This is a genomic window from Humiphilus diazotrophicus, assembly GCF_059726315.1.
On the sequence record NZ_AP040870.1, the window covers coordinates 3,735,009 to 3,755,301 of the forward strand.

General features: G+C 52.1%; 19 protein-coding genes. 6 read left to right on the forward strand and 13 right to left on the reverse strand.

Annotated features, from left to right (window positions below; translation table 11 throughout):
- Positions 1 to 181: 181 nt before the first annotated feature.
- Positions 182 to 1,534 carry an RDD family protein gene (locus AC6I7T_RS16040; RefSeq protein ID WP_497794510.1) on the reverse strand — a complete coding sequence of 451 codons (1,353 nt, stop codon included), beginning with the start codon at positions 1,532 to 1,534 and terminating at the stop codon, positions 182 to 184.
- 425 nt (positions 1,535 to 1,959) lie between these two features.
- Here AC6I7T_RS16040 and AC6I7T_RS16045 point away from each other — a divergent pair, with 425 nt between their 5' ends.
- The 3 genes from AC6I7T_RS16045 to AC6I7T_RS16055 all read left to right on the forward strand — a co-directional run bounded on the left by AC6I7T_RS16045 (position 1,960) and on the right by AC6I7T_RS16055 (position 6,875).
- The gene (locus tag AC6I7T_RS16045; RefSeq protein ID WP_497794511.1) at positions 1,960 to 4,395 is read left to right on the forward strand and encodes an LPS-assembly protein LptD; all 2,436 of its coding nucleotides are present in this window, start codon (positions 1,960 to 1,962) and stop codon (positions 4,393 to 4,395) included.
- 173 nt (positions 4,396 to 4,568) lie between these two features.
- Positions 4,569 to 5,513 (forward strand): DsbA family protein, encoded by a 945-nt coding sequence (locus AC6I7T_RS16050; protein WP_497794512.1) that lies wholly within the window; start codon positions 4,569 to 4,571, stop codon positions 5,511 to 5,513.
- Positions 5,514 to 5,777: 264 nt separating this feature from the next.
- Entirely contained in the window at positions 5,778 to 6,875 is a 1,098-nt protein-coding gene (locus tag AC6I7T_RS16055; RefSeq protein WP_497794513.1) for a SurA N-terminal domain-containing protein, read from the forward strand.
- Positions 6,876 to 7,067: 192 nt separating this feature from the next.
- On the opposite strand, the gene AC6I7T_RS16060 is transcribed toward AC6I7T_RS16055, so the two are convergent.
- The 11 genes from AC6I7T_RS16060 to folK all read right to left on the reverse strand — a co-directional run bounded on the left by AC6I7T_RS16060 (position 7,068) and on the right by folK (position 17,814).
- Entirely contained in the window at positions 7,068 to 7,841 is a 774-nt protein-coding gene (locus AC6I7T_RS16060) for a hypothetical protein (RefSeq protein ID WP_497794514.1), read from the reverse strand.
- A gap of 532 nt (positions 7,842 to 8,373) precedes the next feature.
- On the reverse strand, positions 8,374 to 9,210 hold the full coding sequence (locus AC6I7T_RS16065) for a tetratricopeptide repeat protein (protein ID WP_497794515.1): 837 nt from the start codon (positions 9,208 to 9,210) through the stop codon (positions 8,374 to 8,376).
- Positions 9,211 to 9,388: 178 nt separating this feature from the next.
- Positions 9,389 to 9,829, reverse strand: coding sequence for an ExbD/TolR family protein (locus AC6I7T_RS16070; protein WP_497794516.1), 441 nt, complete (start codon positions 9,827 to 9,829; stop codon positions 9,389 to 9,391).
- A gap of 39 nt (positions 9,830 to 9,868) precedes the next feature.
- Complete coding sequence (locus AC6I7T_RS16075; RefSeq protein ID WP_497794517.1) at positions 9,869 to 10,312, reverse strand: ExbD/TolR family protein; 444 nt, start codon at positions 10,310 to 10,312, stop codon at positions 9,869 to 9,871.
- Between the two features lie 145 nt (positions 10,313 to 10,457).
- Positions 10,458 to 11,201 carry a MotA/TolQ/ExbB proton channel family protein gene (locus AC6I7T_RS16080; RefSeq protein ID WP_497794518.1) on the reverse strand — a complete coding sequence of 248 codons (744 nt, stop codon included), beginning with the start codon at positions 11,199 to 11,201 and terminating at the stop codon, positions 10,458 to 10,460.
- Between the two features lie 106 nt (positions 11,202 to 11,307).
- Positions 11,308 to 12,054: an energy transducer TonB gene (locus tag AC6I7T_RS16085; RefSeq protein ID WP_497794519.1), complete on the reverse strand. Its 747-nt coding sequence runs from the start codon at positions 12,052 to 12,054 to the stop codon at positions 11,308 to 11,310.
- Positions 12,055 to 12,259: 205 nt separating this feature from the next.
- Positions 12,260 to 13,450 (reverse strand): protein translocase subunit SecF, encoded by a 1,191-nt coding sequence (secF, locus tag AC6I7T_RS16090; protein ID WP_497794520.1) that lies wholly within the window; start codon positions 13,448 to 13,450, stop codon positions 12,260 to 12,262.
- Positions 13,451 to 13,598: 148 nt separating this feature from the next.
- Positions 13,599 to 15,215 (reverse strand): protein translocase subunit SecD, encoded by a 1,617-nt coding sequence (gene secD, locus AC6I7T_RS16095; protein ID WP_497794521.1) that lies wholly within the window; start codon positions 15,213 to 15,215, stop codon positions 13,599 to 13,601.
- 67 nt (positions 15,216 to 15,282) lie between these two features.
- Positions 15,283 to 15,546 (reverse strand): preprotein translocase subunit YajC, encoded by a 264-nt coding sequence (yajC, locus tag AC6I7T_RS16100; protein WP_497794522.1) that lies wholly within the window; start codon positions 15,544 to 15,546, stop codon positions 15,283 to 15,285.
- Between the two features lie 550 nt (positions 15,547 to 16,096).
- Positions 16,097 to 17,212: a tRNA guanosine(34) transglycosylase Tgt gene (gene tgt / locus AC6I7T_RS16105; protein ID WP_497794523.1), complete on the reverse strand. Its 1,116-nt coding sequence runs from the start codon at positions 17,210 to 17,212 to the stop codon at positions 16,097 to 16,099.
- Positions 17,213 to 17,301: 89 nt separating this feature from the next.
- Positions 17,302 to 17,814 (reverse strand): 2-amino-4-hydroxy-6-hydroxymethyldihydropteridine diphosphokinase, encoded by a 513-nt coding sequence (folK, locus tag AC6I7T_RS16110; RefSeq protein ID WP_497794524.1) that lies wholly within the window; start codon positions 17,812 to 17,814, stop codon positions 17,302 to 17,304.
- Between the two features lie 142 nt (positions 17,815 to 17,956).
- Between folK and AC6I7T_RS16115 the strand changes: the two genes are divergently transcribed.
- Complete coding sequence (locus AC6I7T_RS16115) at positions 17,957 to 18,382, forward strand: PilZ domain-containing protein (RefSeq protein ID WP_497794525.1); 426 nt, start codon at positions 17,957 to 17,959, stop codon at positions 18,380 to 18,382.
- Between the two features lie 145 nt (positions 18,383 to 18,527).
- On the opposite strand, the gene AC6I7T_RS16120 is transcribed toward AC6I7T_RS16115, so the two are convergent.
- A complete protein-coding gene (locus AC6I7T_RS16120; protein WP_497794526.1) occupies positions 18,528 to 18,713 on the reverse strand; it encodes a hypothetical protein in 186 nt (61 codons plus the stop codon).
- An 84-nt stretch (positions 18,714 to 18,797) separates the two neighbouring features.
- Here AC6I7T_RS16120 and nadD point away from each other — a divergent pair, with 84 nt between their 5' ends.
- Entirely contained in the window at positions 18,798 to 19,463 is a 666-nt protein-coding gene (nadD, locus tag AC6I7T_RS16125) for a nicotinate (nicotinamide) nucleotide adenylyltransferase (protein ID WP_497794527.1), read from the forward strand.
- A 220-nt stretch (positions 19,464 to 19,683) separates the two neighbouring features.
- Positions 19,684 to 20,274 (forward strand): ribosome silencing factor, encoded by a 591-nt coding sequence (gene rsfS / locus AC6I7T_RS16130; protein WP_497794528.1) that lies wholly within the window; start codon positions 19,684 to 19,686, stop codon positions 20,272 to 20,274.
- Positions 20,275 to 20,293 lie beyond the last annotated feature (19 nt).

Below are 20,293 nucleotides of genomic sequence, written 5' to 3' on the forward strand. Positions count from 1 at the left end.
TCCCGCAAAGGTGTAGATCGAAGCAACAGAAGTTGGTACGGCTTTCCGCCAAAGAAAGCCGCTCTTCACCTTACTTGGAAAGTTCACAGTATTTCGGGAAATGCCTTAAGCTTTACCTGACCTCACCGAAGAAGAAAGGCCGCCAATTGCTGGCGGCCTTTTTGCGAAACATGCTTTGCGTCTATTTGTAGCTACGCTGATAGGTGCGGGTCAAACGGTCATGCCATCCGAGATGATCCTCATCGAATAAGGCCCAGAGGAATCCCATTCCCATTGCAGCCAATGAAAGCAAGGTTGCAGGTATGCGCTTCCGCATTTGCTCACGGCTTGGATTCTCATCATTGAAGGTACACAAGGCGATGTGGGCGTAACGCATGCCGGGTGTCCCCTCGGCGAAGGTAAAAAACAGGTACTGGTAGATCAAGTGAAAAGCAAGCCAGGTAAGTGCAACTGCTACCAAAGCACCATTGCCCGTAGGCAGGTGCGGCGTACAGGCAACAAAGGCCGCCACAAACCCCAGATATCCGAGGGAGACAAGACTCATATCCACCAGACTTGCCATGAGCCGATCTCCCAATCTGGCTGTGGATAGTGGCAGCTCATCGAGAATGCTGCTGGAAACACCGCTGGCAGGCACAGCATAGGTTGCGGGCTGTGCATCCAGTTCGATCGAGGACCACCCAGCTAAAGGCTTGGTCGGAATAGGGGGTTCCTTTTCCGCCACCACCTGCTTCTCCGAAGCGTCAACCTCAAAAATACTCAACTGCGATTGATCGGCCTCTTCGGCAGGCTTCTTCTCGCGCAGGGGACCTTCTGCTGTCCTCGGGCGGGCCTTTTGGGCCGCGACTAATGTGCGAGGGAATTCGATCAGATTTCCCGGAATAGGTTCAGCCGGTTCAACAAAAACTGCTGCCTGCGCAACCTCCGGCAGAAGCTCCTGCTGCTGTTCTGAATTTTTAGGCTTGATAATCGCTTCCGGAGCCGTCTGCCTTGGAACAAAATCCGGAGGAGGCACGATCGTCTTTGGCTCCTGCGATACCGGCGGGAGAGGAGGCTCGACAGCAGCGGCAGTAGGAGTAGTGATAACCGGAGCAGAGGCTTCCATCACAGGCTCCGGTTCAAAAGCAGGCATTGACGCAAGCTGATCCATTTCCGCAGCAGGAGCCTGCTGATGGACAATTGGCTCCTCGGTCCGAATATCGAGTCCCTGCAGAATGGCCTGTGCAGCGGCGTGAGCTTCTCTTGCAGCATCCGCAGCAGCAGAGGCCGCTCGAGCGGCATTGCGCGCTTCATGGGCCAATAGCTCGCTATAACTAGGCGCATTCGCATACCGGGCAGCAACGCGAGCGGCGACTTTCTGCGCACGCGATTCTGTCTGCTTCATGATCTGAGGAGTCATCGGCAACCCCGTTTGTCCGTTCTCGTGCTTTGCATGGCGAGTGCGGTGTGCAGCCAGGCGTTCGTTAACCTCCCTTTTCCACGACGGAACGGGGTCGCGGGGAGGTTCATACGGAAGACTGGAAGAAATACTCAATTTTCGTTTCCCTCGTATCCTTCGGTCGAGCACATCCTCTCTTGTCGTTCTGCAACGCACAGAGACAAACACAGCGTCATCTCTCCGGAAATACAGTTTCCCCTATCCACAAAGGAACCCTGTACCGGGTGGAAGAGCTGTTCTCTGACTTTCTTATCCAAGCGTCGTTGAGAGAAAAATGTTCTAGAAAGATGGATGCATGCCGCAGGATCGCGGCCTTCCAAAACGGCTGATGGCGTTGTTGCCTTCATAGCGGGAAGGACGGAGGTCGGTATAAAGACGAGTCTGCGCGCATTGGATACAGCCAATGTTTTGGAGACAGTCGCCTATATTTTCGCAGCCAGAGCAGCGGCTAACTCGTCAAAACGGAATAGCCAAGCCTTTGTTATGCTGGCATTGTCCCGGTGATGAGAACCCGCACCTTTGTGTGTATCACGGCGTTGACCCTGTGTCATCCGCAGGTTTGGTCTCAGGCAGTATCAAAGCAGTTTCCCCCGCAGGTCGTGGAACAATCGACAGGCAATGAGTGGAAGCAGCAAGTTGGAGAACCAATCGCTTCCGCGGAGCAGGAGAGTAAAAACGCCGAATTGCCTGATGCTCCCAGCATCATCGCTATACCTGTCGCTGAACCCGAACCATTGCCCAAAGTGGGAACAGATGTTCGCATTGAAGCGCACCAACAAAGAAAAGTCGGAGACGTGTACACGCTCGAAGGGGAAGTAGTCATTTACTACCGTGACTACGTCATTCGTGCCGACAAGGTGACCTACAACGAGGCCGACGATGAAGTTGAGGCAGACGGGCACCTGCAACTCGAGGGAGGCCCGGACGACGAGGTGATCACCGCAACCCACGGGACCATTCACCTTGCCAGTCAGACAGGTCGTTTCTTTGACGTGATGGGCACCATCGGAGTCAAACGTGCCGGCCATAGCACCGTTTATACGACCGCCAATCCCTTTATCTTTACCGGGCGCGTCGTTATCAAGGGTGGCCCCGATCACTACAAAGTAGTCGATGGCTCCATGACGTCCTGCCGCCTCCCTAAACCGGACTGGAGGCTGCTGGCTCATACCATTGCGGTAGACAACGATCAGGCGCGGGCTGCAAATACTACCTTTCGGCTGAAGAAGTTGCCGATTTTTTACCTGCCATACGTCACCCATCCGGTAGACACGAGCTCTCGACAATCAGGTTTCCTGATTCCGGTTATCTCCAGCTCTTCGTCGAAGGGAACAATTATCGGAGAACAGATCTACTGGGCTATCGATCGCTCAAGAGATTTACTGATTGGCGCCGAATATTTCAGCAAGCGCGGTTGGGCACCGAATGGCAGATTCCGTTATCGCGGCCGTGACCTCAATTTTCTAACGGTGCAGTGGAATGCCTTGTTGGACCGAGGTCTGGCCACGAACCACAAGAATCAGGGCGGTGTCGACCTTACGCTGAATTGGCGCCACGACTGGAGCGAATCGACCCGAACGGTGTCGAATGTCGAATATTTGAGCTCTTACATCTATCGGCAGGCGTTTACAGAGAACTTCAATCAGGCAGTCAGCTCCCAGGTCAAATCCGAAACATTCCTGACCCATAACTGGAGCGGCTTTACTTCCGAGGTCTATTTCGACCGCTTCCAGAGCTTCGAAAATGTCTCCCCGGTACAGGAAGTACGTATCCTGCACCTGCCTACAGTTGCTTTTAGTGCTGTCGATCGTCCTCTCGGGAATTCTCATCTTTACTGGGGTTTAAGTTCCTCGGTAAGCGGCTTGTCCCGCACAGAGCCTAATTTCCAAACCTCTCGTGAAGTAGGGAGAGTCGATCTTTACCCGCACATCTCGTTACCTCTGGTTCTGGATGGCTGGACCTTGCGGCCCTCAGTTGCCGTACGCAATACGTTCTATACCAAGAGCCAGTATCCCGGTCTTGGGACTCCTGTAGAACGTGGAGCTTCTCTTAATCGGAGTGACCTTGAAGCGGGAATGGAGCTTCGCCCGCCTGCAATGGAACGGGATTTCAACCTCCCGTGGGGCAATCGCGTGTTACGGCATGTGATCGAGCCGGAGATTGACTACTCGTACGTGGGAGGCATTGGAGACTTTAAATCGACGTTGCGCTTCGACACGAACGATGTTGCAAGTAATACGAATGAAGTTCAGTATTTTCTGACGCAGCGATTCTTCATTCATCCGGCCAATGCCAAACCTTGCATTGAATCGGAACAGAGCGGGCCCTGTAGCGCCAAGGAGAGGGAATGGCTCACCTGGCAAGTGGGACAAAAGTACTTCATCGATACTTCTTTCGGTGAGGCACTGAGTCCCGGACAGCGCAATGTACTGACCAGCACATTGGACTTCTCAGGCGTCTCCTTCCTTGTTAACCCGAGAGATATTTCTCCCGTAATCTCAAGGCTGCGCCTTCATGCTACGGACAACGTCAATCTGGAGTGGGATCTGGATTATGACACCCGCGCCGGACGCTTTGCGGCTAGCAATCTTTTCACAGACTACCGTCACGGCAACATCTTCACAGGTCTGACCTATGCCAATCTGGCGGCTCCGGAAGAGAGCGGCACGACAGCGTCCTTGATTAAGTTCAGCCAATTCCGCCCATTCATCGCCTGGGGGAACCCAAGCCGCAGGGGATTCAACGTTGCTGCCAATGCGGGCTACGATTTCGTGCTGAACGATCTGCAGTATGCAGGAACGCAAGTTGCATATAACTGGGACTGCTGCGGCTTCAGTGTCGAGTATCGGCGTTTCGCTCTAGGATCGACACGTAACGAGAATCTCTACCGGTTCAATTTCACTTTGGCGGGAGTCGGAACAGCCGGAAATCTGCGTCATAGCGAACGCCTCTTCTAGCTTTTTGGGAAGATTCGGCTCCATCGAGATTTAGGCCGGATCTTCCGGGATTCTGCGGTTCTTCACCTGTTAATTTCGCTATTTGGGGTAGCAAGAGATACAGTTTTCTTTCTGATTCGCCAGCTTTTCTGGTCGAATGAGATAATCAGACTGTACTAATAATGAGGATGAATTTGATCCGATCAAAGATGTTCCTTGGTGGCCTGTTGCTGCTCTGCGCAATCGGCTGCAAAGCCCAGAATCCTGCCGGTTCCAGTGCAAATTCAGCAGAGGTTAACCGCAGGATCGAAGTGCTGGTTCGTTCCCAGTTTCGAGTTCCGCCGCAGTATTCCGTTACCTTCGGAACCCGCGAAAAGAGTGATTTGAAGGGCTATGAATCGCTTCCGATCACCTTTACGCTGAATGGAAAATCCCGCACCATCAATTTTCTGATTTCCTCCGACGGAAAGACATTAGCGAAGCTCGATACCTTCGACATCTCCAAGGATCCTGCCGACGCAATTTCCGTTGCAGGACGCGCTGTCCGGGGCAATACCAATGCCAAGGTAACTTTGGTCAACTTCGACGATCTCGAATGCCCTTATTGCGCTCGGATGCACCAGGTACTCTTCCCATCTACGCTTGAGCGTTATAAGGATCTGGTTCGCTTCGTCTACAAAGACGATCCGTTGATTGAAATTCATCCCTGGGCCATGCACGCCGCAATTAATGCGAACTGCCTGGCAGGCCAGAGTAATGCAGCCTACTGGAATTACATCGATTACATCCACAGCCATGGACAGGAAGTTGACGGCGAGAAGCGCGATGTGAAGGCAAGCTTTGCCACTCTCGACCGGTTGGCGACCCAGGAAGCCGAACGCTCGAAGGTCAGTAACACCGCTGAAGTACAGGCATGTTTGGCTAAGCAGGATGAATCCGCAGTGATGGCTTCTAGAAGGGAAGCAGAGAGTTTAGGGATCGATGGTACCCCCTCCATCTTCGTCAATGGCGAACGTATGTCCGGGTTGGTTCCGGAGCAGGAACTCTGGGCGGTCATTGATCGGGCTTTGCAGGCGGCTGGGGTGACTCCTCCGCCCGCTCCAGTAACACCGGCACAAGCGGCCCCTGTGGGCAAATAAGGCTTGGTGCTATGCTTCATCCGGTTATGGCGTTTTTCCCTTCAATAAACAGGTGTACAAATGCAGCTAGGCTGATGGTCTCCGCGGAGACCATCAAGCGGCGCAGTGACTGGTATAGTCACTAAATTCGGGAAATTTCGCTTTTTCTAGTTTTTGTGAGCAGACGCGGGAAATATCCTGAAGGCTGGCATGGCATTGGCTTCTGATGAGAATCAGGGCTGAAGGTATATTTAAGCCGTACCGGTTCAGATAAGGAGAACTGGGTTGCAAGTTATTAATCGTAATTTCTTTGCTGTTGGCACTTCTTTGATGAAACGTCGTGCGACCTGCTCTGTTGTTCTTGCTGCGCTCTGTCTGGCTCCGCTTGTTGTCGGTTGCAACCGCACCCACTCACCAGACGTTATGGCTGTCGTGAATGGGAAGAAGATCATGCGCGCCGATGTCGAGAAGTACTTTCGAAACTCGTTGGGCGATTCAAAGCAGGAGCCACCCGCTGAGCAGGCAAATATCGCTCGCCTGAATATTTTGCGTCAGCTTATCGACGACGAGATCCGGATGCAGCGGGCAGCCAAACTGAATTTGACTGCAAGCGACGAAGAAGTAGACGCGAAGCTGAATGAGATCAAGTCTCCTTACACGCAAGAGGAATTCAACAATCGCCTCAAAGCGAAGAATCTGACACTTGATGATTTGAGAAGAGATCTACGCCGTCAGATCACCGGCGACAAGCTCGACAATAAGGAAATCATCTCGAAGATCAACATCACCGACGGGGACATCACCAATTACTACAACGTCCACAAGGCTGAGTTCAATCTTGTCGAGCCGCAATACCACTTGGCACAGATCATGGTGACCTCGGTACCGGCGCAACAGGCCGGCAATCTACAAAACAGCAAGGCAATGAACGATGCCGAGGCCCGCAGAAAGATTGAGGCGTTGCACAATCGCTTGGAGAATGGGGAAGATTTCGGTAACGTGGCAATGAACTTCTCCGAACAGCCGGGAACAGCCAACAATGGTGGCGATCTCGGATTTGTTCCTGAGTCTCAGTTACGGCAGGAACAAGATGTCTATAACAGTGTGACCAAGCTGAAGGATGGACAGATTACGAGCATCCTGCCTCTCCGGGACGGCAACGATCCAAAGAAGATCATGGGGTATGCCATCTACAAGCTGATCGCAAGGGATGCTGCCGGACAGAGGGAACTGAACGATCCTCGCGTACAGCAGGCAATTCGCACTCTCTTGCGCGATAGCCGTGCTCAGCTGCTCAAGAATGCGTACTATGAAATCCTTCGCGACCAGGCTAAAGTTCAGAACTATTTCGCTGAAGAGATTTTTAAGAACACAGTGCAGTGAAAAACCAGCTAAGAAGCAGGCAGCTATAACCCGGTCAGCTAAGATCCGGGCAGCTTAAAAACGGCCAGCAGGTATCATTCACCTGCTGGCCGTTTCCTTTCCTTAATCTTCTCCGTCGCTACCAAAGTAAGCGTCCGATGGTCGCCGTAGGAATGCGTGTACGTCTAGCCGGCAAGTGTGCGTAGAAATGGGCTAAACGGCTGGGCTAAGTGGATACCTGATCTCTTGGGCGTCTCTGCAAACAGCGTCCCACTCAGCTTCGGAGTTGATCTCGGAAATGAGGTCCGGCGTGAGGGGATTCTGCAGGTATAGTCGTCGAACAAGATCTAAGTTAAGGGTCTTCTCGTAGTATTCGTTTGCGAAGCTCGCGTATGTCTCAGGATCGCCATCCAGCATCCATAGTAGGTTCTCAGAGCCGTCGGGATCATCTCCGGGAGGAAACGAGACAGGACCTAATTGCCAACGTTCGTCATTGTTTGCTCGCCATATACAAAAGCTTGTGTTGCCTAGACTGAAGGCCGGTTCCGTCAAGAAGTCGCCAAAGATCGCAGGCACATGGTCGAGTACTCCTGGCCAAACCTCTTTCGGTTCTCGAGTCCATGGGCTCATGGCAGCCTCATGATCGAAGCCCTTCAGAATCCCTCCTTGCGGGCCGAAAAGTAAAAAGTATTCATCGCCCGAGCCATTCCGCATGGAAGCCATCCTCTCCTGTTTCGATGGATCCCATTTTGAATTAAAAGAAAAGTATCGATACTCCCATTCCGGCGAAATGATGGCATCCAGCATTGCAATCGATTGACTGAGCTGTTCGAGCCTAGGCAAATCTGGTAGCCCGGAGAGATCTCTCGTAGAAACTGGCATGTAGCTATGATGCACCATACGAATTTGATCCAGCGTCGCTTCAACGATGCGTCGCTTCTCCTCAGCGCTACGGTGAACACGTTTCGTAGAGTCACGGCGTGGCAACTTGAATCGTCTCGCTCACAATGCCATCGTCGGCCCACTCAGGCTTCGTATCCATACGGCGAGAAGCGGACACTTACCAACCAAATGCGGGACACGGATTAGCTACTGACATTTGGAATATTTGGGCTGCGGGATTTTCCATCTGCTTTTTATAGGGAAGCACGCAAAGAACGCTCCGTGTACTGCTGGTTCGTGTTCCATTCATCGTCCTGTGCATCCAGGAATCGTTCTTGGCTGGGATTAACTCGAACTCTGTTCCGTATATCTGGGAGGTGAGAGCAGAGAACACCCAGTCAAAGTACAGCTACGGAATACAAAGGCATTCAAGACATAACTCACGAATAGTGTCGCAACTTCATAACCTCACCGCTAAACGCGAGGGCGATGTTTAAGCTGACCGCTTTTCAGCTGGCTGGAGTTTAGCCGACCGGTCCATCGCTGCCCGCTTTATCAGCTGCCTTTCCCCAAAAACTCAGGGCCTTTGCATAGCAAAGGCCCTTCAGAAGATGGAGATTGGGAAGCACGGAGCTTGCTACTTCATTTGCCCGCTAGAATCCATTACGATACCGCCAGGCTGCTGGCTCTTCTTCTCTTCATTCTGTTTCCGGGTACCCATGGCCTTATTGCGCCAATCGTCAGCTTGCTGAATGTCTGCCTTGCGAGCAGCATCATTTCCGCATTCCAGATCGGCCTTACGGCGATAGATCAGGTTGAGGTAGGCCATGGCATCGTCGTAGTTCGGCTTGACCTCGACGGCCTGGTTGAGGAACTTCAGACCTTCTTCAACAAGAGGACCGTTTTCCTGCTGCAGTTTGGAGCATATATTCTTGGGCATCTTTGCATTGCCAGCGCCGTCATCTTGCATTCCGGCAGGCCCAAGCTCTTTCAGGACGTTCTTGTGAGCAACGCTCCAGTCGATAACGCCGATCGTGTAGGCTGCTTCCGCATCCTTGGGATCGACTTCCATAACTTTCTTCTGCCACTCCTTCGCATCGTCAAATCGCTGGATGCTGAAGTAGAGAGAGGCGACACCTTTCAAGCTGTTGGTGTCTTTAGGATCCTTTTGAAGGACTTCCTTGTAGTTATCAATGGCCTGTTGAGCAAGCTTGATATTATCCGGCGTGGTCAGGTCAGGAACAACTTGCTGAGCGTAGGCCGTTGCCAGATAGAGCTTAGCCATTGGAAGGGTTGGATCCAGTTGTACTGCTTGCTGGAAATGGCCAATCGCCTCTTCATACTTGGCGCTCTTATAGGACTGAACCCCCTTGTTCAGCTGATCGCGCGCCTTAAGGCGATTGCACCCGGTTGTAAAAGCCAGCAACGAAAGGGCTACTGCTGCCAGCACCGGAAAACGTGCGCTTCGATTCATTCTGCTTCTCATCTCCTTAAGATGCCGGGTTTTGTAGGCACCTTCCAAGCTTGCGGGCGAGAAGAGCCACAAGCACTCCGCGCTGTGATTGTAATTGGTTTCTGCCTTCTGGCAATCCCTAAACAATCGCTCCGCACCTGCGGCGGCATAATTCCGCCGCAGAAACAACGTGACTACCTTACTGTCCGGCTTCGACTTTCTTGGTCATCAATCCAACGTGGTCTACGCCCGCCTGATGGCCAATATCAATTACATCGGCAATATCCGAGAAATTGAGATTGTCGTCGCCTTTAACGAACATAATGCGTTCGGCGCGACTTGCGTAGATAGCAGTCAAGCGAGTTTGCAAATCGCCCCTGTTGCCTACGCCATCTTGATTAATCTTATAAGTCGGCCTGCCGCCGGCTCCTTCCAAAACCTGCACAACGATCGTGCGGTCGTTATTGCTATCATTCTGCGGATTCTTTGGCGGCTGGGGCACCAAAGCGTCCAACCCCTTAGGCGTAACCGGTGTGATGACCATGAAGATGATCAAGAGCACCAGCAGAACGTCGATCAGTGGGGTGACGTTGATGTCGGACGATAGTCCACCCGGTCCGCTACCACTTCCCATTGCCATAGTTGTTTCCTCGTTTCCCTGTCCGCTACACGAGTGGAGTTATTGGCCGCTCTGCTGGCCCGGGACCTGACGTTTTTCTGTTAGCAGACCAACCTGATCCACACCTGCGGTGCGCACGTTGTCGATGGCATCGGAAACAGCACCGTAGTGCGCACGGGCATCGGCGCGCACAAAGATCTGCTTCGAAGTCTTGTTCTCGAGCATGCTCGAAACCTTCGATCCGAGATCAGCCATCGGAACGCGATTCTGTCCGACATAGGTAGATCCGTCGCGCGTAATTGCAACTACGACTGAATCTTCTTTATCGGCATCCGGCATCGCGGTTGGATTGTCGGTCTTGGCCAAATCGACGGCAACCTTATTTTGGAGCATGGGAGTGATGACCATGAAGATGATCAACAGCACCAACATGACGTCCACCATAGGTGTGACATTGATATTGGAATTGACCTTTTTTCCTTCGTCTCTTCTGACAATTGACATGCTTGGCTCCGTAATACGAGCTCTTTGAGGATCTGCGACTGTCCTGGCGGTAGCCCGTTTCGTGAGTCAGACAGGATGTGTGGCCCTCAAAACCACACATCCTATCGATTCAGGATTCCCGCTGTCTCAGGCAATGCGGTGTCGCTTAGCGACGGCCACCCTGCTTGAGGAAATAGTCGATCAGTTCGCTTGAAGAGTTGTCCATTTCGACGTCGAACGACTCCACCTTGCTAGTGAAGTAGTTGAAGGTCATAACAGCCGGGATAGCAACCATCAGACCGAAAGCAGTGGTAACAAGAGCTTCCGAAATACCACCGGCGACTGCTCCGATACCGGAAGTCTTCTGTGTCGCAATCTGTTGGAATGCGTTCAAAATACCGACGACGGTTCCGAACAGTCCGATAAACGGTGCGGTAGAACCGATGGTGGCCAAACCACTCAGACCACGCTTCAGCTTGGCATGAACAATGGCTTCGGAACGCTCGAGGGCGCGCTTGGAGCTCTCGATCTGATCTTCGGTTATTGCGCCACCGCTGGCATAGTTGCGGAACTCCTGCAGACCGGCAGTAACAACCTCGGCGAGGTGAGACTTCTTGTTGCGATCTGCAACCTTGACAGCCTCATCCAGCTTGCCTTCGCGCAGAGCTCCGGCAACGCGAGGAGCAAACTCACGAGACTGCTTACGAGCAGCCGAGAAGTACAGAGCGCGATCAATGATCACAGCCAATGACCAGATCGACATAATGAAAAGGATAATAACCACGCCGCGGGCGAGGTTACCCATGTTGTGCCACAGATCCATGGGGCTGAATCCTACTGTTTGCTCTTGGAAAAAGAGGCCAAGGGTTGCCGGATGGACGGCGAGGTTTGTGAGATGAGCGAGAATCACTTGAATCTTTCCTCCTAAGGAGATACTTCTTCAAATCGTTTACCGTAAGGCTTAGACGAAGGCACCATTACGAAGGTTCGTAGAAGTGCCCAGGAAATTGTCCCTCTCAACCACCGAGGTTAAAGATCACATTCACCTGCGTCTCAACCTCAACCGGTTCGCCATTCAGCAGATAGGGTTTATAACGCCAGGACTTAACTGCGTCGAGCGCAGCTTGTTGCAACATCTGGGGACCACTGATTACGTGCAGACCTTCAATGGTTCCGGTTTTGGAGATCGTAGCAGCCAGAACGACAGTTCCCTGAATACGAGCTGCCTTGGCAATGGCCGGATACACCGGCATGGTCTTGTTGATCAGGTTACCGGCCGCAACACCAGAAGAAATTGCAATCTTCTTCGGAGGTGCTTGCTTCACTGCAGGCGGTGCAGGAGCAGTACCCATTCCACCAAAAACTCCACCCAGGACTCCTCCGCCACCAGATCCGCCTCCTTCACCGATACCACCGGCAACACCAAAGCCGGCTGATGGTGCGGGAGCAGCTTCTTCATGGACCATCTTGATCTGCTTAGGAATCTTGGTTGGGGCCGTCAGCTGATTGTTCAGCATTTCAGACACGGCCTTTATCGCTTTCACGGGCGCCGACGGCGGGGGCGGCGGTGGGGGTGGTGGTGGGGGCGGCGGTGCGACAAGCAGGGTCGCCATCGCCTGCTTGGGCAGTGCCTCAGGATAGATCAAGGGAATGAGAATCATGATGAACAGCACGGAGCCATTAAAAATAAAGGCTGCGATCGCCCACCATCTACTCTTCGTCTTGAGCTTGCCGCCTGACTCCAACAGGCTATCTTCAAACATGGCCTACCTCGGACGAGCTAACGTTAATACCTATAGACACCACGGGAGAGAAATAGGGTCCCGGATTTCCATTTAAAAACTGCATTTTTTTTGAATCTACAGCACAAACTTCCAATTGAACAGCTTTAACGATTTTCTTGCACCAAAATCTATGCTTTTGAGTAGCAATTTTCACGTCAAAAACCATCCAAAATCCGTTTCTGTTCTAGCGCTTCGCCGCAGGTAAAACCGTTGACTTGCCGCGACTGGCACGCCAATCTTGATAGGCAACCAACATTGGAGAAGCCACCGCGATAGACGAGTAGGTTCCAATCAGGATTCCCACTACAAGCGCAAAGGACATACCCCGTAGCACTTCGCCACCAAAAAGGTAGATCGATACTACGGTCAGGAATGTCAGGCCCGAGGTCAAAATGGTTCTGCTCAGCGTCTGATTAATACTGCGATTGACAACGTCGGCCAAACCTTCCCTGCGGGAGAGGCGCAGATTCTCACGGATTCGATCAAAGACGACGATCGTATCGTTCATCGAATATCCGATCAGAGTGAGAATCGCAGCGATAACCGTCAGTGAGATCTCCATATTCATCAAGCTGAAAGCGCCAAGCGTGATCAACGTGTCGTGGAAGACGGCAACGACTGCGGCTGCTCCATAGATAAATTCGAAACGGAACCAGAGATATACCAGCATGCCAGCAAGAGAGTAAATCGTCGCAAACAATGCCTTCTGACGAAGCTGAGCTCCCACCTGTGCTCCAACAGCTTCCACATTGCGGACATTGAAGCCTGACAGATAGGTATCCTGCCGGAGTTCATTCACAATTACAGGATCTGCGATGGAGCTCAATTCGTTGAGAGACCCGATCAAACCGCTTTTGGTCTTATCGCGATAATCGAGAATGGCTGTCGCCGCTTGCCGATACTTCTGGTCGGAATCTGCCGAGGACCCTATATGCAGCGGATCTTTCTGCTGCAGGAGACTTGCTAGAGTGCTCCGGCCGACATTGTCCAGATCGACCTTACCCTCCGCTTGAATTTTCGAATAATTAGTTTCCAGAGCCCGGATGATGGTTGTGCGACCGGCATCAAGTGCCGACTCGCTGGTCTCCTTCAGCGGTAGAGCAACGATTACCTCGTTGGCAGAAGGCTGACCATAACCTTGGATGCGTGCATCGTGAATTCCGATACTGTCAACCGACTTACGAAGCCTATCGAGATCTGGAGCTTGGTCGAATTTCAAATAGACCAAGGTGCCGCCGCTGAAATCAATCCCAGGCTTGATATGGTGCCAGAAGAGCATCGAAAAGATGCCGGCAATGCTGAAAATAAGCGAGAAACCCAGGAAATACCATTTTTTCCCGAGCCAATCCACGTTTGGGTTACGAAACAGTTCCACGGTCGTTAGCCTATTTCCTTGCAGACCTGGATTCCATTGCCAAGGTCCGCTCAAATTTCTTTTCTGTACGTAACCTGTCCGGTTACCTGTACATCAGTTCCTAAACTCAAAAGAACCATTGCGCAGCATCTTTTTGCTGCGCAACGTTTTAAATCGACAAGGGCTCCCCGTGCTGGTGCTTGTTCAGGTGCGAGTCGAAAATGACGCGCGAGACGAAAACCGCCGTGAACAAGTTCGCCAGTAGACCGAAGGTCAAGGTGACAGCAAAGCCACGCACCGGTCCAGTTCCGAAGAGGAAGAGAATTGCTGCCGAAACAATGGTGGTTACGTGTGTATCCACAATCGTGACCCAGGCGTGAGCAAAACCCTGATCGACTGCTGCAGATGGCGACTTGCCATTGCGCAACTCCTCTCGGATACGTTCGAAGATCAGAACGTTCGAGTCGACACCCATACCGACCGTGAGAATCACACCGGCTATTCCGGGCAACGTCAAGACCTGCTCGCTGAAGCCCATGAAACCAAGCAGAATGACTAGGTTCAGGATCAGTGCCAGATCGGCATTGATACCGGCTCCACGGTAGTAGATCAGCATGAAGGCCATGACAGCCAACATGCCGGCTACGGCAGCCGTCACACCTTGGCGGATGGAGTCAGCACCGAGGGAAGGCCCAACTGTACGTTCTTCCAAGTAAAGAATGCTTGCCGGCAAGGCTCCGGTACGAAGCATGAGCGAAAGATCAGCTGCCTGTTGTTTCGTAAATCCACCGGAGATTCGGCCCTGATCACGAATTGCCTGCTGAATGTTGGCAACCTCTTTAACGTGGTTGTCGAGAACAATCGCTAACCGTTGTCCAACGTTTGCACTGGTGAACTGATAGAAGCGCTTGCCTGCTTCACTGGTCAGAATAAAGGTTACGTCCGGTCTGCCATTCTCATCCTGCGATGGATCAGCAGAGCGGAAGTCCAGACCGCCAACCTCAGGGACCCGATCAAGTAGCCAGTACTGATCGACAGAGGTATCGGTTGTGACTTCGCCAGATCCACGGACCAGTACTTGATCCGGTGGAACAACCCCGCCCACAGACTGCAGAGCCGCAGCCTCATCGGCAAAAGGTCCGCCGAGCACATGGTGAATCTCGAGACGGGCAGTCGATTGAATGATGCTCTTTACGCGATCAAGATCGTCAACGCCAGGAAGCTCGACCAGGATCTGGTTAGCGCCCAGATTGTATTCCTGAATCACAGGCTCGCTTACACCGAGCTTATCGACTCTCTCGCGGATCGTATCGATCGCCTGAGCCAGAGTCCGGCGCTCGATCTCTGTAACCTGGGTCGGTTTCAGAGTCAGAGTCCAGGAATTGTCGGCTGCGCCGGAAACGTCATATTGGTTGCCGTACTTGGTATTCAGGGTGGAGCGGATGTCGTTCGCACGATCCGCAGCTGTTCCCAGAATTTTGATTACCTCGGGATGAACCGTCGGTTCCGGCTTGATAACGGAGCTGAAGGTGAGGTTGTTCTGCTGGAGATCCTGTTCAACTCGCCGGGTCATGCTATCTGTTTCAGCATTGACCGCATCCTTCACCTGCACCTGCAAAATGAGGTGGGCTCCACCTTTCAGGTCGAGACCGAGATGGATGTGGTTAGCGAGAGCGTCTTTCCAAGCGGCACTATTTACCCCTTTGGGAATACCAAAGATGCCGAAGATAAAGACAAGGAGTACCGCAACGATAAGAGCAATTTTGCCGCGAAGATTCTTACGCATGGGATTCAGTCTTGGTTGGCCTGCCGACAGAGATAACTTAAAGACGTCTCCGCCGGTCTTGGCATAGTTACTTCGTTTCCTCTTGCGTGGTAACGGAGGCGATAGCTGTCTTGACAACCTCAATCTTCAGGTTGTCCGGTGGAATCCGAAGTTGGATTGCATCGTCTTTGAGCGAGAGGATGGTTCCGCGAATACCGCCTGTTGTTGTAACTCTATCTCCCGGTTTCAGATTGTTCAGCATCTCCTGCCACTGCTTCTGGCGCTTTTGATTCGGCCGGATCAGCAGGAAATAAAAGACAACAATAATCAAAACGAAAGGGAGGAAGGACATAAATGCCCCCCCGGGGGGCACGGCAGCGGCAAAAAAAGCAAAGGTGTTTAACACACGCATCCTTAATTACGGACCCAGCCTGACATTCAGGCGAGAATCCTTTCAGAATTCAAGTTTTCTCCCGCGGAAGGCCCTACCTTAAGCATTGCTCCTGGCTCCCACAGATGAGACTGGATTCATTCCTTATAACCAGTCTTTGGCGAGGAGCCACTCTCCATGAGCTCTCTGCCTTACATCCTAGAAAAAGACCAAGAGACGACTATAGGCCATCAGGGCTCGGAAGGAGGGCGATATCCGCCCAACTGCCTGCTGCTTCCTTGCGACAAGTAATCGAACGGAAGTTTGCCGCCAAGCATGTTCCTAACAGGCTCCACTGGCTACAAAATCCGAACGGGTACCTATCGCAATAGAATACGCGCCGAGGGCCTAGTGTCAAGGATTTGGCGTACCGGTTTTGGGGCAATCCGCGAAAATTGCAGTCTATTCGGATAATTTTGCTGGTTGAACGGTAATTGGAAGAGGCGTCAGCTTCTTGAACCGACGCCTGTTATTACGCTTTACTTCCTTTACTTTCAGCAATTTCCTTCCGGACTTTGCTCATCGTTTCCAGATAAAACGCCAGATTGTGCCACGTATTCAAAACGGCGGATAGAGGTTCCTGTGCAGTCATCAGATGCCGCAGGTAGGCACGAGAGTAGCGGCCGCAGACCATGCAACCGCATTCGGGATCGAGAGGACCCTGATCCTCGGCATAGCTGCGGTTTTTGATATTGATTCGCCCTTGGGAAGTGAAGAGCAATCCATGCCGCGCAGCACGGGTGGGAAGGACACAATCCATCATGTCGATACCCATTCTGGCGTAATCCGCGATTTCATCCGGATACCCCACCCCCATGACATAACGAGGCTTGTCCTTGGGGAGGTAGGGCAGCGTTTCCGCGATGATTTCGCGTGTCAGCTCCCTCGGCTCCCCCACACTCAGGCCGCCAATCGCATAACCGGGAAGATCCATTTCGACCAGACGCTCAGCCGATTCCCGGCGCATCTCCGGGTACATTCCGCCTTGGACAATTCCGAAGAGATTTTGCGTCTGCCCGCCCAGCTCCTCATACCAGGGAACCTTTTGTTTATTGGCTTCGAAATGCTGCTTGGAACGTTCGGCCCAACGCAGGGTAAGGTCCAGAGACTGCCTCGTCCGGCGTTCGTCCGCAGGATATTCCGTGCATTCGTCAAAGACCATCATGATGTCCGCACCAAGGGCAATCTGGACATCCATCGAATGCTCAGGAGAAAAGAAATGAGAGGAGCCGTCCAGATGAGAACGGAAGCGAACCCCTTCCTCTGTGACCTTGCGCAACTCATTCAAACTGAAGACCTGAAAACCGCCAGAGTCGGTCAGCATGGCGCGAGGCCAGCTTATGAACTTGTGCAGGCCACCAAGCCGACGAATCAGTTCGTGGCCCGGCCGTAGATACAGGTGGTAGGTATTGCCGAGGATGATTCTGGCATCCAGCTCCTCGATCATATGCTGGGGCATCGCCTTCACTGAGCCTGCGGTTCCAACCGGCATAAAAACCGGAGTCTCCACCACCTGGTGAGGCAGGGTCATCGTGGCACGACGTCCGCCCTGTTCGGTAACGTTATGGATTTGAAATTTGAGTGACACTGATTGTGATTCTAGAGCCTGTCCTCATTTTGTAGAGTTCACATGAGTTTCAGAGTCCATAGGGAAGGGCATCGTGCTTACAACCGCACCTAAAGCCGTTCCACCGCCTCCACCCCATTCTCGCCTTCGAGAGGGAGCCTTTTTAGTAATTCCGTTACCGAACAGCCAAGGACAGGATGCTGTAAATCTGGAGCAATCTCCGCCATTGGAGCAAGGACGAATCGTCGCTTTGCCAACTCCGGATGGGGAAGTATCAATGTGGATGTCGACATTTGAAGGTGGTCTACCAGGAGAAGATCGAGGTCAAGAGTCCGTGGCCCCTTCAGAGGAACAATCTGACGATCACGGCCAAAATCAAGCTCGATTTGGAGTAAGGATGCAAGGAGTATCTCAGGCTCTAATGTCGTCTCCAGTTCGACAACGGCATTCGTAAAAGAAGGTTGTTCCACATCCGAGATTGGACGCGTACGATAGTACGCGGATTTCTTTTGAACTCTCCCAAGCTCACTTAGTCGTTGGATAGCCGCTCGAAGGGTGTCTTCTGGCGACCCGACGGTGGAGGGTAGATTCGCGCCGAGTCCGATGTACGATCTGTGCAACATTCATATCCAGCTTAAATCTCTCGATTGTTCTCCCCCTTAAACGGTGTTACAAAAATCTGAAATAAAACCATTAAAGTTTTCTGAATATTCACCGATATAGCCCGATGAGGCTATTTAGATTTGTTTGCTGAACGAGGAAACAATGACAGAAACCAAACAAGCAGTCAGCAAAGATACCTGGAAAGGACCGGGAGATCGCAGACGCAGTCCACGTTTGGAATGCTTGGGAAATGCACAGCTGCGCATATTGGACTTTGAATCCGCTCATACGGTACAGGTTCAGGGCAAAATCCTGAATTTGAGTTTGATTGGCTGCTGTATTGAAGCAGAAAGACCTGTTTGTTTGCGCGTCTTGGACAAATTGGAGGTCTACTTTCATCTGAATGGGACCCCGATTTTGGTAATGGGAGTAGCCAGGGCGATTCACTCGAAGACACGGATCGGCATTGAATTCGTGGATGTAAGCTCACGCAAAGAGGAGCAGATTCGCTTCATCATGAACGATCTCCTGGAAACCCTGAAGGAGAAGGCAAAGAACAAGAATAAGGAGCTCGATGACGACTTCTAAGTAAATCCGTTGTGGCGTTTGTGCTAGGGCAGAGAGTTGTAGCCTTTTGCCCTGCCCCCAACACTTCGCTCGCGGATGCAAGATGGTTGTTTCATGTTCTCTGTTTCGAAACATAGATTTCGTCCGTCCATCCGATTTACCTCTCTCAAAAGAACTGGGACCAAGAGCGCTCTATACGCCTCTGGGGACTAACTGGCTGTTGAATATCCTGCGCCCCCGCCTGCTGCCAGTTGATCGATTCCTCTTTACCTGAACAGTCCTGGACAAGGATGTTGGTACCGGTACTGCGATTTCCCATGATTTCACTCTTGTTACCGTCTGCCTGTAGCATCAGAAGGGTGTTCTCTTTGGAGAACGCCGAAGATGAGAGCTGAACTCAGCCTCGATTCAGGGAAAGGCCATAGCATAGCGACGTATGAGGGTTGCCTTATTTGGTGGAAGCTTTGATCCCCCGCATTGCGGCCATATCAAGATAGCAAGAGCTGCCCAGGCTGCTCTCAATCTGGACAAGATTCTAATGGCGCCAGTAGGCAAACAGCCCCTGAAGGCCCCCTTTCACAACGCCAGCTTTCAGGATCGCCTGCAGATGGTCGCGTTGGCTGTAGCCGGGGAAGAGAAAATGGAGGCTTGCGACATCGACGCGCCCCGGCAAGATGACCAGCCAAACTACACCGTTGACACGCTAAAGAAACTCCGCGAGAAACTTGAACCCGCAACCAAGCTCTTTTTCTTGATGGGAGCCGATTCTCTCCACTCTTTTCGGAAATGGCAGCAAGCTGAGGAGCTCCTCTTTACAGCGGAATTCGTAATAGCTGCCCGCCCCGGGTTTTCGCTTTCCGATCTGGCCGCAGCGCTCCCAGCGGAGATAGAGATTTCCGAGTCTCAGAAGGAATCCTGCATGCACACATTGCTTCTGGCTAACGATTCCGGAGCACAATCGCATCTTTACCTCCTGCCGGACCTTCACGAAGATATTTCGGCAACGGAAGTTCGCACAGCCCTTCGGGAAGGCAACGAGGAGCAAATAGTAGTCCCTAAGCCGGTTCTGGAGTACATCAGGGCGAAGAGGCTCTATAGGTAAACAGCATTTCTTCTTAATGCCTGTGGGCCCCCTTCAAGGAAGAGGAAAGAGTGATTTTGACGCAGTATCCCGTTTCCGGTAAGTACCGGATTGCGTTTTTAAGGCAACTCAAACACACTGTTATTTGCTCTGATCAAGCCGGAATGTAAAACCCTATAGCTTTGCACCTCGAGTCCACGCTACGATGGTGCGTCAACCATAAGGAGCAGTGCCCAGACGAATGGCCTCAAAAGAAACTCACCGCATGGTCTTAGCTGCAACCGCAGCTTGTGAAGACAAAAAAGCAGAAGACACAAGAATTTTGGAACTGGATCCTATGGATTCCGGGTTCACTGATTTTTTTGTGATCACCAGCGGTACGAATGAACGGCAGACACAAGCTATTGCAGATGAAATTGAGCTTCGTCTGAAGCGCGAATTCGGAACCTATCCCAACTCCGTAGAAGGCAGAAGACAAGGGGAATGGGTCTTGATGGATTACGTCGATTTCGTAGTCCACATCTTCCTCGCAGAACGTCGCGCCTACTATGACATTGAACGCTTGAGAAAATCTGCAAAGGCGGTCGACATCGCTAGCCTGAAGGCCGCTCTTACCGAAAAGACGAAGGCAGTACGGCAAAAAGCCTCCGCTAAGAAGAAAGCAGCACCACCAGCAGCCAAGAAGGCTCCCGCAAAGAAGGTTGCAGCAAAAAAGGCAGCAGCCCCGGCCAAGAAGGCGGTCAAAGCGGCGGCAAAACCTACAGCGGTAAAAACCGCCAAGAAGAAAACCGCAGCAAAGAAAGCGGCGGCAAAATCCAGCCGCAAAAAATAGCAGCAGTATTACAGCTCAA